We start from the raw sequence: 13,798 nt of genomic DNA on the forward strand, positions 1-13,798 counted from the left end.
TCCTGAGGACATCGACATGTTCTGGGACCAGATCGCCACCTCGCTCCCGCTTGTCGAGGAGACAGGCGCCGGCGCTGCGGACGACGAGGTGATCGTCACCTTCTGCTGGCGCGATGACGAAGCCGAAGAGGTGCTCCTCTTCGCCAACCGGCTGACCGACGAGCGTCATCTCGCCGAGACGATGCTCGAGCGGAAGGCAGGAACCGACCTGTGGCACGCCTCGTTCCTGATGAAGGGCGACTGGCGGGCGTCGTACTCCTTCCTGTGCAAGCACTCCGGCGAGCCGGCCCCGTGGGAGAGCGAGGGCCAGGTCGAGCTGCGTGCCGTGCTGCACCGCGGCTACCTCGACCCGCTCAACCCCGACTGGTGCCACAACCGGCAGGGCACCAAGCAGTCCGTGGTCTCGCTGCCGGATGCTCCGCTGCAGCCGTGGCTGTTCCGGCGCGACGACGTCGTCGCCGGCACGGTGACGCTGGAAGTCGGTCCCGACGGTCGCGACGTCTGGCTCTACGACCCCGCCGGCGCCGGTCTCAACGTCGACCTGCCGCTCGTGGTCGCCCTCGACGGTGAGATCTGGACCGACCACCACTCGCTGCCGACCACGCTCGACAACCTGATCGCCGACGGCCACCTCCGCCACGTACGCTGCGTCCTGCCCGCCTCCGGCGGCCGCGACAAGCGGTGGGAGGAGCTGGCCGGAGGCGAGGGCGCCGACTACATCGTCAACCAGCTGCTGCCGTGGGTGCGGGAGCGTCGCGCGGTCTCCGAGGAGACGTACGTCGTGGGCCAGAGCCTCGGCGGCGTCACTGCGCTGCGTGCCGGACTGACCTATCCCGAGCACATCCACGGTGTCGCCAGCCAGTCCGCCTCGCTGTGGCTCGACGACCTCGCGGACGCGGTCACGGCGGAGGCGAAGACCCGTGTGCACCTGGCACACGGCACCCAGGAGTGGGTCCTCGACGAGCTCCACCACGACCTCGTCGACCGTCTCCGTGCCGCCGGGATCGACGTCACCTCCGCCGAGCACAACGGTGGCCACGACTACGCCTGGTGGCGCTCGGCCGTCGCCGACGGCCTGCGCGCGCTGCTGCCACCGGAATAAGCGACGCCCCGGACGGGGTTGAGACCTCACGTGAAGCTGAGCGTTCTCGACCTCGTCCCGGTCCGCAAGGACCAGTCCTCCGCAGATGCCCTGGCCGCGACGCTGTCGTTGGCGAAGGTGGCCGACGAGCTCGGGTTCGAGCGCTACTGGCTCGCCGAGCACCACAACATGCCGGCGGTCGGGTCGACCAACCCGCCGGTGCTGATCTCACTGGTGGCCGGTGCGACCGAGCGGATCCGGGTCGGGTCCGGGGGAGTGATGCTGCCCAACCACGCACCGCTGGTGGTGGCTGAGCAGTTCTCGCTGCTCGAGGCGGCCTTCCCGGGACGAATCGACCTCGGCATCGGCCGTGCGCCGGGGACCGACCCGGTGACCTCCTGGGCGCTGCGTCACGGCGCCGGTGGGGTGAGCGACGACGCGGTCAACCGCTTCCCGGAGTACCTCGACAACATCGTCGCGATGATGGCCCCGGAAGGCGTCGGGCTGATGGCCGGCGGCCGCCAGCACGTCCTGCACGCGACCCCGTCGGCAGCGTCCGTCGCCGAGCTCTGGCTGCTCGGCTCCTCCGACTACTCCGCCCGCCTGGCTGCCGAGAAGGGCCTGCCCTATGTCTTCGCCCACCACTTCGCGGGCAACGGCACCGACACCAAGGCGATGATCGAGCTCTACCGCTCGACCTTCCAGCCCTCCGAGCTCCTCAGCGAGCCGAAGACGTTCCTGACCGTGAACGCGAGCGTCGCCGAGACCTCCGAGGAGGCCGATCGCCGGGCGCTGCCCCAGCTGTTGACCATGCTGAAGCTGCGCACCGGCCAGCCGCTGACCGCGCAGCCCAGCATCGACGAGGCCGAGAAGACCGAGATCCCCGAAGCCCACCAGGGGCTGGTCGAGACGATGCGCGGCCGTTGGATCATCGGCTCCGCCGCGTACGCGAAGGATCGCCTGGCCGAGATGGCCGAGGAGTACGGCGTGGACGAGGTCATGGTGAACCCGGTCGGATCGGCGTACGAGGGGACGGACCCGCGCACCGCGCCGGCCCGCGAGGAGACCCTGCGCCTGCTGGCCAGGTGAGTTGGGCGGCCGCGTAGGATCGGGCCATCTCGTCGCGAGGCGACGGCGCGCCTGAGCCACTTGGGACGAGGGACCTAGGACACTGTCTGCTTCTGGGCGCGTAACTCTGCGCTCGCGCGCCGGTTGTGCCAGTCTGATCAACGCTCTGTTTCCTTCTCCACATTTGAAAGTGCCGCCTCATGACACGCTGGAGCCTGCGCTGGTTGAAGCGCCGGGGGCCCCAGACTGCGACGCTCGCTGAGCAGTCAGATCCGGGTCTTGCTCGCTCGTTCCCTCCGACCGGGGGTCTGGCCGTGCCTTTCCCTCCGGTGCCATCGAACCCCGCCATGCCACCGATCTCGTCCACACCACCTCCCCTCCAGGAGGACGAGGACGAGGCCTGGCCCGAGATCATGGAGCAGTTCGGGCTCCACCTGATCAGCCTGGCCGAGCAGATGCGGATCTCCCTCGACGGGCTCGAGGCAGACGAGGACGACCCCGATCGGTTGAAGAAGCTCTATGAGGTCGACCACGCGGTCACCCGTATGCGGCGCGCGAGCCGCGACCTGAGGACGCTCGCCGGCCGTGCCGAGGACGAGATGGGCGGCATCGACACCTCGCTGCTGGACATCATCCGGATGGCGCTGTCGGGCATCGAGCGCTACAACCAGGTCACGATCGGCCGGGTGAGCGAGCTGGCCGTCATCGGCTACGCCGCCGACGACGTCTCCTGCCTGATCGCCGCGCTGCTGGACAACGCGACCAAGTACTCGCCGGGTGCGGTGACGGTCAACGTCCACCTGGCCGACGCCGGGGATGTGCTGTTCCGCATCGAGGACACCGGCATCGGCATCCCGGAGCGGTCGGTGGGACGCCTCAACGCGCTGCTCGCGGGCCCGATCGTGGAGCTGGTCAGCAAGTCCGGGAGCCACACCGGCTTCCCGGTGGTGCACCGGATCGCCCGCAGGTACGACATCGACGTACGCCTCGCCACCCGCCCTGCCCCCGGCAACGGGATGATCGCGATGGTGACGGTGCCGGCCCAGCTCCTGTGCGAGGTGCCGGTCACCCCGCTCGAACCGGCCGAGCTGCCGCGGACCTCGAGCGCGAGCAGCGTCGCGGTCCTGCCTCCCGCCCCGCGGCGGCGCCGTGGACCCGAGTCGAGGCCGCAGCCGGCCACCCAGCCCGTGCGGCGAGAGATGCGACCGTCCTCGCTCGAGCCGGTGCGCCGGCCGATGCTGCCGACCGAGCAGGTCGCGCCGCAGACCGGGCAACAGCCCGCGCTGCGAGAGCCTGTGCAGCGGCCGGCGGCCCAGTTCGCGCCGGCGCCCAGCGAGCAGCCGTCGCCGGATCTCGCCACCGACACCATGAAGACGTCGATCCCGCTCCCTGGCGAGACGGATGGGACGGATGAGACGAATGAGGCCTCCGTGCCCGCTGAACAGAGCAGCCCAGTAGAGTCAGGCGCGCTCCCGCGCCGGGAGCCGGTCAGCCTGCGCAGCAAGCAGACCGTGCCCGAAGCAGCCGCTGGACCGCAGCCGGATGAGTCCTCGCCCGAGGACCAGTCGGCGGCCCGGCACTCCTTCGCCGACGATCTCGACGCGTTCTCCCTTGGTAGCTAAGCCCCAGCAGTGAAAGGAACCCTTTCGTAATGGAAAGCCCGGTCGTCCCCCGCGACCCCAAGGAATTCAGCTGGTTGATCGACAACTTCGCCAGCTCCACCCCCGGTGTGACCCATGCGCTCATCGTCTCCTCCGACGGGCTCCCGCTGATCGGTGCCGGCGGCATGTCGGCCAACGTCGCCGACCCGCTCGCCGCGATGACGGCGGGAGTGATCAGTCTCGGCAACAACATCGCGCGCGAGGTCGGTGAACCCGGCTGTGACCAGGTGATGCTGAAGTTCCACACCGGACACTTCCTCTTCATGGGCATCGGTGACCTCGCGGGCTTCGCCGTCCTCGTCGGCGCCGGAGCCAACCTGGGCGTCGTCGCCCACAAGATGGCCCAGATGGTCGACGCCGTGGGCCACGTACTCACTCCCCAGATGCGCGACGAGCTGCGCCAGATGACGGTCAGCTCGATGGCAGGAGAGCGCGCGTGAGTTCCAATCCGTGGGTGCGTCCTTACGTACTGACGGGAGGCCGCACCAGGACCAACCACCAGCTGTACGTGCACACGCTGGTCTCCGCGGCACACTTCGACGCGCGCGCGGCCGCCAAGCTGACGCCCGAGTCGCGCCGCCTCTACGACCGCGTACGGCTCGGGCCACAGTCGGTCGCGGAGCTGTCCGCGCATTGCGGGATCTCGCTCGGGGTGACGCGCGTGCTGCTCGAGGACCTGGCCTCGACCGAGCACCTGCAGATCAATGAGGGGGCTTACGACTCCCCGTTCGACCACCGCCTGTTGAAGAGAGTTATCGATGGCCTTTCCGAGCTCGGCTGACCGCCCGGCACTGACCGTCACCTCGGCCAAGATCGTGGTCGCAGGAGGTTTCGGCGTCGGGAAGTCGACCCTGGTCGCCTCGGTCTCGGAGATCCCGCCGGTCAACACCGAGGCGTGGATGACGCAGGCCGGTGAGTCGGTGGACCCGCTCTCGGACTCGAGCGCCAAGACGACCACCACGGTCGCGATGGACTTCGGGCGGGTCACCCTCGCTCCCGATCTGCTGCTCTACCTGTTCGGCACCCCGGGCCAGCCCCGGTTCTGGCCGATGTGGGACGACCTGTGCCGTGGTGCCAGCGGCGCCGTCGTCCTCGTCGACACCCGCCAGCTCGACGGGTCCTTCCCGGCGGTCAACTACTTCGAGAACGACACCGACGTCCCGTTCATCGTGGCGGTCAACCTGTTCGACGGGAAGCTGACCCACTCCCTGGAGAAGGTGCGCGACGCGCTCTGCCTCGACGAGCGGACGCCACTGGTGACCGTGGACGCCCGCGACCGCAGGTCGACGGCCAAGACGTTGGTCGCCTGCCTGTCGCACACGATGAAGAACACCCCCACACGCGCCTGAGCCCGGAGGCGTCCCCACTCCGAAGGAGTTTCATTGCGCAAGATCCTGATCGTCGGCGCCGGACAGGCGGGCATGCAGCTCGCTCTCAGCCTCCAGGCCGAGGGCTATGAGGTGACGGTCATGTCCGCGCGTACGCCCGACGAGCTGCGCGACGGCTGGCCGATGTCGACGCAGGTCATGTTCGACCCTGCGCTCGCCTACGAGCGCGTCTACGACCTCAACCTCTGGGAGGACGAGGCGCCCCGCATCCCCGCGGTCGGCATCTCGGTCAGCCCGGAGCCCGGGGTCCGCGCGCTCAAGTTCGACGGGCCCTGGGAGCCGTACGCCATGTCCGTCGACCAGCGCCTGAAGATGTCCGCCTGGCTCGAGCTGTTCGAGGACCGGGGCGGCCGGATCATCTACCACCCGGTGATGACCTCCGACCTGGCCGGCCTGGCCTCGATGTACGAGCTGACCCTGATCGCGGCCGGCAAGGGCGAGATCGTCGACCTGTTCGACCGTGACCCGGTCCGATCCAAGTACGACACCCCCGGCCGTGCGCTCTCGGCCATCTACCTCCACGGCATGGTCGAGCCCGACGACTTCCCGGCCGGGAGCATGCGGATCAACGTCGCGCCCGGCGTGGGGGAGCTGTTCGTGATCAGCGCCCTGACCCAGTTCGGGCCGAGCCGGGTCGCGTTCGTCGAGGCGATCCCCGACGGCCCCTTCGACTGCTTCTGGGACCGTCCGCGTCCCGACGAGCACCTGCGCCGACTGCAGCACGTGATGCTCGAGCACATGCCGTGGGAGGGCGAGCTGATGCTCGACTGCGAACCCACCGACGCCCGTGCTTCGCTCTCGGGCGCGTTCACCGGCATGATCCGCAAGCCGTACGCAGAGGTCGGGGACGGAGCGTACGTCTTCGGCATGGGCGACGTCGTCGTGGTCAACGACCCGATCGCGGGCCAGGGGTCCAACAACGCCGCCCACTGCGCCGGCATCTACACCCAGGCGATCCTCGAGCGCGGCGACCTGCCGTTCGACCCCGCCTGGATGCGGGCGACCTTCGAGACCTTCTGGGAGACCCGTGCCCAGCACTCGACCGGCCTGACCGACGCGCTGCTCAACCCGCTGCCCGACCACGTGCAGCAGGTGCTCGGCGCGGCCACCCAGCACCAGGCGGTGGCGGACCGGTTCACCCGGCTGTTCCCGCACCCCGAGGATCTCGGACCGTTCCTCGGCGACCCGGAGGCGGCGCTCGCGTACGTCGCGGAGGTCGCTCAGGCCGACGCGGCGGCCAGGGCTTGACGATTAGGGCATTGCTGTTCTAGGGGTCTAGGCTTGGTAGTCGGTCCAACGTGGGTCTGTCTCGTCGTGCCTCGCGGCTGCCCGGTCAGCGCGCTTCTGTGCGCTCGCGGGTGAGACATGCAGATGGCTTCACGAGGTCCACTCCGAGTTCTCGGAGAGGTTCCCGGACCGCCCGCGGGTCATCCGATCCGTGGTTTGAACGGTAGATGACCGACCAACAGATTGCAGAGGGCATGCCGAAGAAAGAAGGCGTGATCGAGATCGAGGGCACCGTAGTGGAGGCCCTCCCCAACGCCATGTTCCGTGTGGAGCTGAGCAACGGACACAAGGTTCTCGCCCACATCAGCGGCAAGATGCGACAGCACTACATCCGGATCCTCCCCGAGGACCGCGTGGTGGTGGAGCTGTCTCCCTACGACCTGACGCGCGGTCGGATCGTCTACCGGTACAAGTAACCAGCCGACGATCAAGAAAGGGCTGACATGAAGGTCAACCCGAGCGTGAAGAAGATCTGTGACAAGTGCAAGGTGATCCGTCGCCACGGCCGCGTCATGGTGATCTGCGAGAACCCGCGCCACAAGCAGCGCCAGGGCTGAGTCCCTTTCTCGCCGACAACTGAATATTCGCATCGAGTCGCTAGGAGGCGTACGTCTCCGAAGCACCTCCGGTTCAGAGGCCGGAGCCCGAGGGTGCCACCCCGGGGCGCGACCCGAACGACACCTCTGACGAACAAAGAAGGAACGACATGGCACGCCTCCAAGGTGTTGACCTTCCGCGCGACAAGCGCGTGGAGATCGCTCTCACCTACATCTACGGCATCGGCCGTACCACCTCGCAGAAGCTCCTCGAGGCCACCGGCGTCAACCCGAACACCCGGGTGCACGCTCTGGCTGAGGACGAGCTGGTCAAGCTCCGTGACGAGATCGAAGCCCAGGGCATCCAGACCGAGGGTGACCTCCGTCGTGAGGTCCAGGCTGACATCCGTCGCAAGATCGAGATCGGCAGCTACCAGGGTCGCCGCCACCGCCAGGGCCTTCCGGTCCGCGGCCAGCGCACCAAGACCAACGCGCGCACCCGCAAGGGCCCGAAGCGCACCGTCGCCGGCAAGAAGAAGGCCAAGTGACCCTGACGCGCTCTGCGCGTCGGTGATCACGAGCGCTTTCGCCTCGATCACACAGACCAGCCAACACAGGAGTTAATGCATGCCTCCGAAGACCCGACAGGGTGCGACGAAGGTTCGTCGCAAGGAGAAGAAGAACGTTGCTCAGGGCGAGGCCCACATCAAGAGCACGTTCAACAACACGATCGTCACGATCACCGACCCGACCGGTGCGGTGATCTCGTGGGCCTCGGCCGGCACCGTCGGTTTCAAGGGCTCGCGTAAGTCGACCCCGTTCGCCGCTCAGATGGCCGCCGAGGCCGCTGGCCGCCGCGCGATGGACCACGGCATGAAGAAGATCGACGTCTTCGTGAAGGGCCCGGGCTCGGGCCGCGAGACCGCGATCCGCTCCCTGGGTGCGATCGGCCTCGAGGTCGGCACCATCCAGGACGTCACGCCGGCTCCGCACAACGGCTGCCGTCCGCCCAAGCGCCGCCGCGTTTGATCCCCACCGAGACATAGAAGGAGACTGAAGAGTAATGGCCCGTTACACCGGACCCATGACCCGCAAGTCGCGCCGTCTCGGTGTCGACCTTGTCGGCAACGACGCGGCGTTCGAGAAGCGCCCCTACCCTCCCGGCCAGCACGGCCGCGGCCGCATCAAGGAGAGCGAGTACCTCCTCCAGCTTCGTGAGAAGCAGAAGGCTCGCTTCACCTACGGCGTGATGGAGAAGCAGTTCGCCTCCTACTACGCCGAGGCCCACCGTCGCGGTGGCAAGACCGGTGACAACCTGCTCCAGCTGCTCGAGGGCCGCCTGGACAACGTCGTCTACCGTGCCGGCTTCGCCCGCACCCGCCGCCAGGCCCGCCAGCTGGTCGTTCACGGCCACTTCCTGGTCAACGGCAAGAAGGTCAACGTGCCTTCGTTCCAGGTCTCGGCTCACGACGTCATCGACGTTCGCGAGAAGTCGCTGGAGATGACCCCGTTCATCGTGGCTCGCGAGACCCACGGCGAGCGCGTCGTCCCCGCGTGGATCGAGGCCGTGCCCTCGCGCATGCGCATCCTGATCCACCAGCTTCCGGTCCGGGCCCAGATCGACGTCCCGGTCCAGGAGCAGCTGATCGTCGAGTACTACTCGAAGCTCTGATCAACGCATCACGCAGTAACCACGGTGAGTCCCCGGCGTTCAACTTCATGCGAAGTCGTACGCCGGGGCCTTGCCAGCCCCACAGCCTTCCGTCATCACCCCTTGAAGTTCGGGTCCGTCAAATAGCGGTCGGCCCGGAAAGGACAAATCAGTGCTTATCGCACAGCGCCCCACCCTGTCGGAAGAGTCCGTCGAGGAGTTCCGCTCCCGCTTCGTGATCGAGCCCCTCGAGCCGGGCTTCGGTTACACGCTGGGCAACTCTCTTCGCCGCACCCTGCTCTCCTCGATCCCCGGTGCTTCGGTCACCTCGATCAAGATCGACGGCGTTCTCCACGAGTTCTCGACCATCGAGGGCGTCAAGGAGGATGTCACCGAGATCATCCTCAACCTCAAGGGTCTGGTCGTCTCCTCCGAGCACGACGAGCCCGTCACCATGTACCTGCGCAAGTCCGGTGCCGGTGACGTCACCGCTGCCGACATCGCCCCGCCGGCCGGTGTCGAGGTGCACAACCCCGACCTGAAGATCGCGACCCTGTCCGACAAGGGCAAGATCGAGCTCGAGCTCGTCGTCGAGCGTGGCCGTGGCTACGTCTCCGCCGTCCAGAACAAGGGCGCCGAGAACGAGATCGGCCGGATCCCGGTCGACTCGATCTACTCGCCGGTCCTCAAGGTCAGCTACAAGGTCGAGGCCACCCGTGTCGAGCAGCGCACCGACTTCGACAAGCTCGTCATCGACGTCGAGACCAAGCCGTCGATCGCTCCCCGCGACGCGATCGCCTCGGCCGGTAAGACCCTGGTCGAGCTCTTCGGTCTGGCCCGTGAGCTGAACGTCGACGCCGAGGGCATCGACATCGGCCCCTCGCCCGTCGACGAGCAGCTCGCCGCCGACCTCGCCCTCCCGGTCGAGGACCTGCAGCTGACCGTTCGTTCCTACAACTGCCTCAAGCGTGAGGGCATCCACACCGTGGGTGAGCTCATCTCGCGCTCGGAGCAGGACCTGCTCGACATCCGCAACTTCGGCGCCAAGTCGATCGACGAGGTCAAGCTGAAGCTGCACGAGATGGGTCTGTCCCTCAAGGACAGCGCTCCGGGCTTCGACCCGTCCGCCGCCCTCGCCGCCTACGGCGACGATGACGACGACGCGTTCGTCGAGGACGAGCAGTACTGAGTTGAAAGCGCCGGGCCAGGCGGCTTCGCCGCGGCCCGGCGAGCAAGTTCCGAACAATGGAAATCGCAGCGAAAGCTGCGTCTACCCCGGTACCTGATACGGCCGGAGAGAAGGAGCAGGCACGATGCCTACCCCGAAGAAGGGTGCCCGTTTCGGCGGTTCGCCCGCGCACCAGAAGCTGATCCTCTCGAACCTCGCCACCGCGCTGTTCGAGAACGGCCGCATCACCACCACCGAGGCCAAGGCTCGGCACCTCCGCCCCGTCGCGGAGAAGCTGATCACCAAGGCCAAGAAGGGTGACCTGCACAACCGTCGCGAGGTCCTCAAGACCATCCGCGACAAGTCCGTCGTGCACACCCTCTTCACCGAGATCGCCGAGCAGTTCGCGGAGCGTCCGGGTGGCTACACCCGGATCACCAAGATCGGTCCCCGCAAGGGCGACAACGCTCCGATGGCTGTGATCGAGCTCGTCAACGAGGCCTACGAGCCGAAGACCAAGGCTGCTCCGGCTGCCGCGGCTCCGGTTGAGGCTCCCGTCGAGGAGGCCCCGGTCGAGGAGGCTCCGGTCGAGGAGACCGCCGCCGACGAGACCGAGGTTGCTGCCGAGGAGGCTCCCGCTGAGGAGACCACCGAGGCCAAGGCCTGATCTGTTCTGAACTGTGGCCCGTCACCCGCGAGGGTGACGGGCCACTGTCATTTCCCGGAGCTCTGCTCGGAGCGGGCGAGCAGCCAGCAGATGACCCCGCCGGCGACCATGACGACGGTCGTCGCAACGGTTGAGATGGCCGACAGCAGCTGTGCCGCGGCGATGTTGTCGAGGGACATGGCGGGCGCGAGCGCGAGGGAGAGCGGCGTCTGCGCCACGATGAGCAGGACGTAGGTGATCGGCAGCCCGATCAGCCATCGGCGGCCGGACCAGGCGGCACATCCCCAGCCGGCCAGCACCAGCAGCAGGAGCATCGGAGCGAGAAAGCCGATGACGGCCGGGTTGTAGAAGTCCAGCAGTCGGATGAGGCCGTACCAGAACACCGTGCTCATCAGCCAGGAGAGCATCGGCAACACGATGCCGAGGAGCCGGCCCGTCGGGGTGCGGGCGATGACCGCGGCACCACCTGCGACCACGGCGTACAGCAGCGCGTTGAGCACCACGGTCACGACGTTGGAGATGGACATGCTGGCGACCGTGCCGCCGAGGGCGTACGTCAGGACGAAGCCGATCAGCGCGATCGCGATCTGCAGGACCACCACCGCCACGACCACGACAGTGGTGACGGCCATCGTCGATCGAGGGGCGGATCCGGTGGTGTGGGTCGGTGGCAGCGGCGTGGGGGACGGCGGGGGAGGCGGCGCGGGGTGGCTCATGGCCGGCAGCCTGCCGGACTCGCTGCGTACCTGACCACCCCATTCGGGCCAGTTGTCAGAGGCCGGCGAGGAAGGTGGCGCCGTCGATGCTGCCGGGCCCGGCGCCGGTGCGGGCGATGTCGTGGACCGCGTGCTGGATGGCCTCGTTGGCGGGTGTCGGGACGCCGTGGAGGCGACCGAGCAGGACGATCTCGCCGGAGAGGTAGTCGATCTCGACGCCGGTGCCGCGGGTGAGGCTCTGCCAGGTCGAGCTGTTGTTGGCGCCGCCGCGTCCGGTGATGTGGCCGGCTCGCCGGGTCCGGTCCTGGTCGGCGGTCACGACGCTGATCCCGGCGGCGGCGAGGGCGGACTCCGCCTCGGCCAGGCAGCGGGCGTAGATCTCCTCGCTGCTGGGGCCGGGGGCGATCGCGGCGTTGATGCCGTTGCCGAGGTTGTTGAGGAGCTTGCGGTGCTTCCAGGCCAAGATGTCGGCGCGCGGCTCGCTCAGGAACCCCGCCTTGACCAGGTCGTTCGCGATCGCCGTGGTGATCTCGTCGACGCCGGTGGGGTAGCGGCCGATGTCCAGGATGCCGGGCTTGTTGCCGGAGTCCTGGACGACGGCGCCCGGGGTCAGGAAGGTGGCGGGAAGGATGACATGGATGGCGTACGTCCGGGCGAAGCGTCGCAGGATCCGCGGCTCGTTCGCGACGCCGTTCTGCAGGGAGACGACCGGGGTGCTCGGCGGGGCGTAGGCCGCCAGGTCCTCGAGCGCGGCCTCGGTCTGCTGGCCCTTGACGCTGAGGAGCACGACGGTGTCCTCGGTCCAGGCGACCTGGCTCGCGCCCTCGACCGCGGGGACGTCGAGGGTCAGCACGCCGTCGGGGGTGTCGAGGCTGAGGCCGAGGTCCTGGATCGCGCGGAGGTGCTGGCCGCGGGCCACCAGGGTGACGTCGATCCCTGCCCTGTGCAGCAGGCCGCCCGCGACGCCGCCGACCGCTCCTGCTCCGAAGATCACGTAGCGCATGCGCCGAGTCTGGCAAACGACGTGGTCGCTGCGAGAATGGGGCCGTGCGCATCAGGATCGACCTCGCCTACGACGGCACCACGTTCCATGGCTGGGCGACCCAGCCGGGGCTGCGTACGGTCCAGGGGGAGCTCCAGGGCGCGCTGGCGACCGCGCTGCGGGTGCCGGGGACGGGGGAGCGGTCCCAGGTGTGGGTGACGGTCGCCGGGCGGACGGACTCGGGCGTGCACGCCCGCGGCCAGGTCGCCCACTTCGACATCGACGCCGACGTGCTCGAGTCGTCGCGCGGACGCTCCGAGCAGTCGCCGCTCGAGGCGCTGGTGCGCCGCCTGAACGGGATCCTCCCCGCCGACGTGCGGGTGCGGGCCGCCGTCGAGGCGCCGGTGGGTTTCAACGCCCGGTTCTCGGCGTTGTGGCGACGCTACGTCTACCGGATCGTGGACGACCCGGCGTACGTCGACCCGCTGCTGCGCGGGCACGTGCTCTACCGGACGCGGCCGCTCGACCTGTCGCTGATGAACGTCGCCTCCGCGGATCTCATCGGGCTCAACGACTTCGCCTCCTTCTGCAAGCCGCGCGAGGGCGCGACCACGATCCGCGACCTGCGCCAGCTCAGCTGGGAACGGCGCCCCGACGGCATCATCGAGGCGACCGTCCTCGCCGACGCCTTCTGCCACTCGATGGTGCGCTCGCTGGTCGGCTGCCTGATGGTGATCGGGGAGGGCCGCAAGGACGTCACCTGGGCCAAGGAGTCGCTGGCCTCGCGCTCGCGGTCCTCGTCGATCCCGATCGCGCCGGCCAACGGACTGACCCTCGAAGAGGTCGCCTACCCGCCCGACGAGCAGCTGGCGGCCCAGCACGAACGCACCATGAACCGCAGAGAGGCGAGCGAGCTTGACCGGGACTGACGACGAGCACTACTTCTCCGCCGACCCGTCGGTGCCCTTCGAGCGGATCCCCGTCTCGACGACCGTGTGGGACCTCGACCTCTCGCTGGTCTCGGGGTCCGGCGTCTTCGCCAAGGGGCGCCTGGACATCGGCACCTCGGTGCTGTTCAAGGAGACCGAGCCGCCCGCGCTGAAGCCGGGCGCGCGCGTCCTCGATCTCGGCTGCGGCTACGGCGTGATCGGGCTCGCGCTGGGTCTCGCGGTGCCGGAGGCGTACGTCACCGGGGTCGACGTCAACGAGCGCGCCGTTCTGCTGGCCAACGAGAACGCTGCGAAGCTCGGACTGGGTGACCGCTATCGGGCCGCGGTCCCGGCCGAGATCGACCCGGCGGTGACGTACGACGAGATCTGGAGCAACCCGCCGATCCGGATCGGCAAGCAGGCCCTCCACGAGCTCCTCCTGACCTGGCTTCCGCGCCTCGCCCCCGGCGGCCGCGCGGTCATGGTCGTCGGCAAGAACCTGGGCGGCGACTCACTCCAGCGCTGGCTCGGCGAGCAGGGCTACCCGACCGAGCGCATCGGCAGCGCCAAGGGGTTCCGCGTCCTCGAGACGCGCCGCGCTTGAACGGCACAGGTGCCGGTTTCCGCCGTCTCGCGCGTCTCACGGCCGGTCGCGCGGGGTGCG

General features: G+C 68.6%; 18 protein-coding genes. 16 read left to right on the forward strand and 2 right to left on the reverse strand.

The genetic code is table 11. The annotated features are described in order from the left end of the window. The first annotated feature begins 16 nt into the window (after positions 1-16). The 14 genes from BLT25_RS26570 to rplQ all read left to right on the forward strand — a co-directional run bounded on the left by BLT25_RS26570 (position 17) and on the right by rplQ (position 10,507). Positions 17-1,102 (forward strand): enterochelin esterase domain-containing protein, encoded by a 1,086-nt coding sequence (locus BLT25_RS26570; protein WP_176884302.1) that lies wholly within the window; start codon positions 17-19, stop codon positions 1,100-1,102. 30 nt (positions 1,103-1,132) lie between these two features. Next, entirely contained in the window at positions 1,133-2,170 is a 1,038-nt protein-coding gene (locus BLT25_RS26575) for an LLM class flavin-dependent oxidoreductase (RefSeq protein ID WP_091052407.1), read from the forward strand. 326 nt (positions 2,171-2,496) lie between these two features. Further along, entirely contained in the window at positions 2,497-3,771 is a 1,275-nt protein-coding gene (locus tag BLT25_RS26580) for an ATP-binding protein (protein ID WP_176884304.1), read from the forward strand. A gap of 29 nt (positions 3,772-3,800) precedes the next feature. Then, complete coding sequence (locus BLT25_RS26585; RefSeq protein WP_091052410.1) at positions 3,801-4,250, forward strand: roadblock/LC7 domain-containing protein; 450 nt, start codon at positions 3,801-3,803, stop codon at positions 4,248-4,250. After that, on the forward strand, positions 4,247-4,591 hold the full coding sequence (locus tag BLT25_RS26590) for a DUF742 domain-containing protein (RefSeq protein ID WP_091052411.1): 345 nt from the start codon (positions 4,247-4,249) through the stop codon (positions 4,589-4,591). Before BLT25_RS26585 ends, BLT25_RS26590 begins: the two co-directional genes overlap by 4 nt. Further along, positions 4,569-5,159 (forward strand): GTP-binding protein, encoded by a 591-nt coding sequence (locus BLT25_RS26595; protein ID WP_091052413.1) that lies wholly within the window; start codon positions 4,569-4,571, stop codon positions 5,157-5,159. Before BLT25_RS26590 ends, BLT25_RS26595 begins: the two co-directional genes overlap by 23 nt. Positions 5,160-5,192: 33 nt before the next feature. Further along, positions 5,193-6,446, forward strand: coding sequence for a styrene monooxygenase/indole monooxygenase family protein (locus BLT25_RS26600; RefSeq protein ID WP_091052415.1), 1,254 nt, complete (start codon positions 5,193-5,195; stop codon positions 6,444-6,446). Positions 6,447-6,679: 233 nt separating this feature from the next. Continuing rightward, positions 6,680-6,901, forward strand: a complete 222-nt coding sequence (gene infA / locus BLT25_RS26605) for a translation initiation factor IF-1 (protein WP_011757309.1) — start codon at positions 6,680-6,682, stop codon at positions 6,899-6,901. Positions 6,902-6,928: 27 nt separating this feature from the next. Beyond that, the gene (gene rpmJ, locus BLT25_RS26610; RefSeq protein ID WP_008361054.1) at positions 6,929-7,042 is read left to right on the forward strand and encodes a 50S ribosomal protein L36; all 114 of its coding nucleotides are present in this window, start codon (positions 6,929-6,931) and stop codon (positions 7,040-7,042) included. 149 nt (positions 7,043-7,191) lie between these two features. Continuing rightward, positions 7,192-7,569 carry a 30S ribosomal protein S13 gene (gene rpsM, locus BLT25_RS26615; RefSeq protein WP_008361056.1) on the forward strand — a complete coding sequence of 126 codons (378 nt, stop codon included), beginning with the start codon at positions 7,192-7,194 and terminating at the stop codon, positions 7,567-7,569. A 79-nt stretch (positions 7,570-7,648) separates the two neighbouring features. Beyond that, positions 7,649-8,050, forward strand: a complete 402-nt coding sequence (gene rpsK / locus BLT25_RS26620) for a 30S ribosomal protein S11 (protein ID WP_091052417.1) — start codon at positions 7,649-7,651, stop codon at positions 8,048-8,050. 34 nt (positions 8,051-8,084) lie between these two features. Then, on the forward strand, positions 8,085-8,693 hold the full coding sequence (rpsD, locus tag BLT25_RS26625; protein ID WP_091052418.1) for a 30S ribosomal protein S4: 609 nt from the start codon (positions 8,085-8,087) through the stop codon (positions 8,691-8,693). Between the two features lie 151 nt (positions 8,694-8,844). Further along, complete coding sequence (locus tag BLT25_RS26630) at positions 8,845-9,861, forward strand: DNA-directed RNA polymerase subunit alpha (protein WP_008361061.1); 1,017 nt, start codon at positions 8,845-8,847, stop codon at positions 9,859-9,861. Between the two features lie 124 nt (positions 9,862-9,985). Beyond that, on the forward strand, positions 9,986-10,507 hold the full coding sequence (rplQ, locus tag BLT25_RS26635; RefSeq protein ID WP_091052420.1) for a 50S ribosomal protein L17: 522 nt from the start codon (positions 9,986-9,988) through the stop codon (positions 10,505-10,507). Between the two features lie 47 nt (positions 10,508-10,554). Here rplQ and BLT25_RS26640 read toward each other — a convergent pair whose 3' ends face one another. After that, positions 10,555-11,223, reverse strand: coding sequence for a hypothetical protein (locus BLT25_RS26640; RefSeq protein WP_143033876.1), 669 nt, complete (start codon positions 11,221-11,223; stop codon positions 10,555-10,557). A gap of 55 nt (positions 11,224-11,278) precedes the next feature. Then, the gene (locus BLT25_RS26645; protein ID WP_091052423.1) at positions 11,279-12,226 is read right to left on the reverse strand and encodes a ketopantoate reductase family protein; all 948 of its coding nucleotides are present in this window, start codon (positions 12,224-12,226) and stop codon (positions 11,279-11,281) included. A gap of 44 nt (positions 12,227-12,270) precedes the next feature. Here BLT25_RS26645 and truA point away from each other — a divergent pair, with 44 nt between their 5' ends. Further along, positions 12,271-13,134, forward strand: coding sequence for a tRNA pseudouridine(38-40) synthase TruA (gene truA / locus BLT25_RS26650; RefSeq protein WP_091052424.1), 864 nt, complete (start codon positions 12,271-12,273; stop codon positions 13,132-13,134). After that, complete coding sequence (locus BLT25_RS26655) at positions 13,121-13,738, forward strand: class I SAM-dependent methyltransferase (RefSeq protein WP_091052426.1); 618 nt, start codon at positions 13,121-13,123, stop codon at positions 13,736-13,738. The genes truA and BLT25_RS26655 overlap by 14 nt, the downstream gene beginning before the upstream one ends. Positions 13,739-13,798 lie beyond the last annotated feature (60 nt).

The organism is Nocardioides sp. YR527, assembly GCF_900101045.1.
Classification (GTDB): domain Bacteria; phylum Actinomycetota; class Actinomycetes; order Propionibacteriales; family Nocardioidaceae; genus Nocardioides.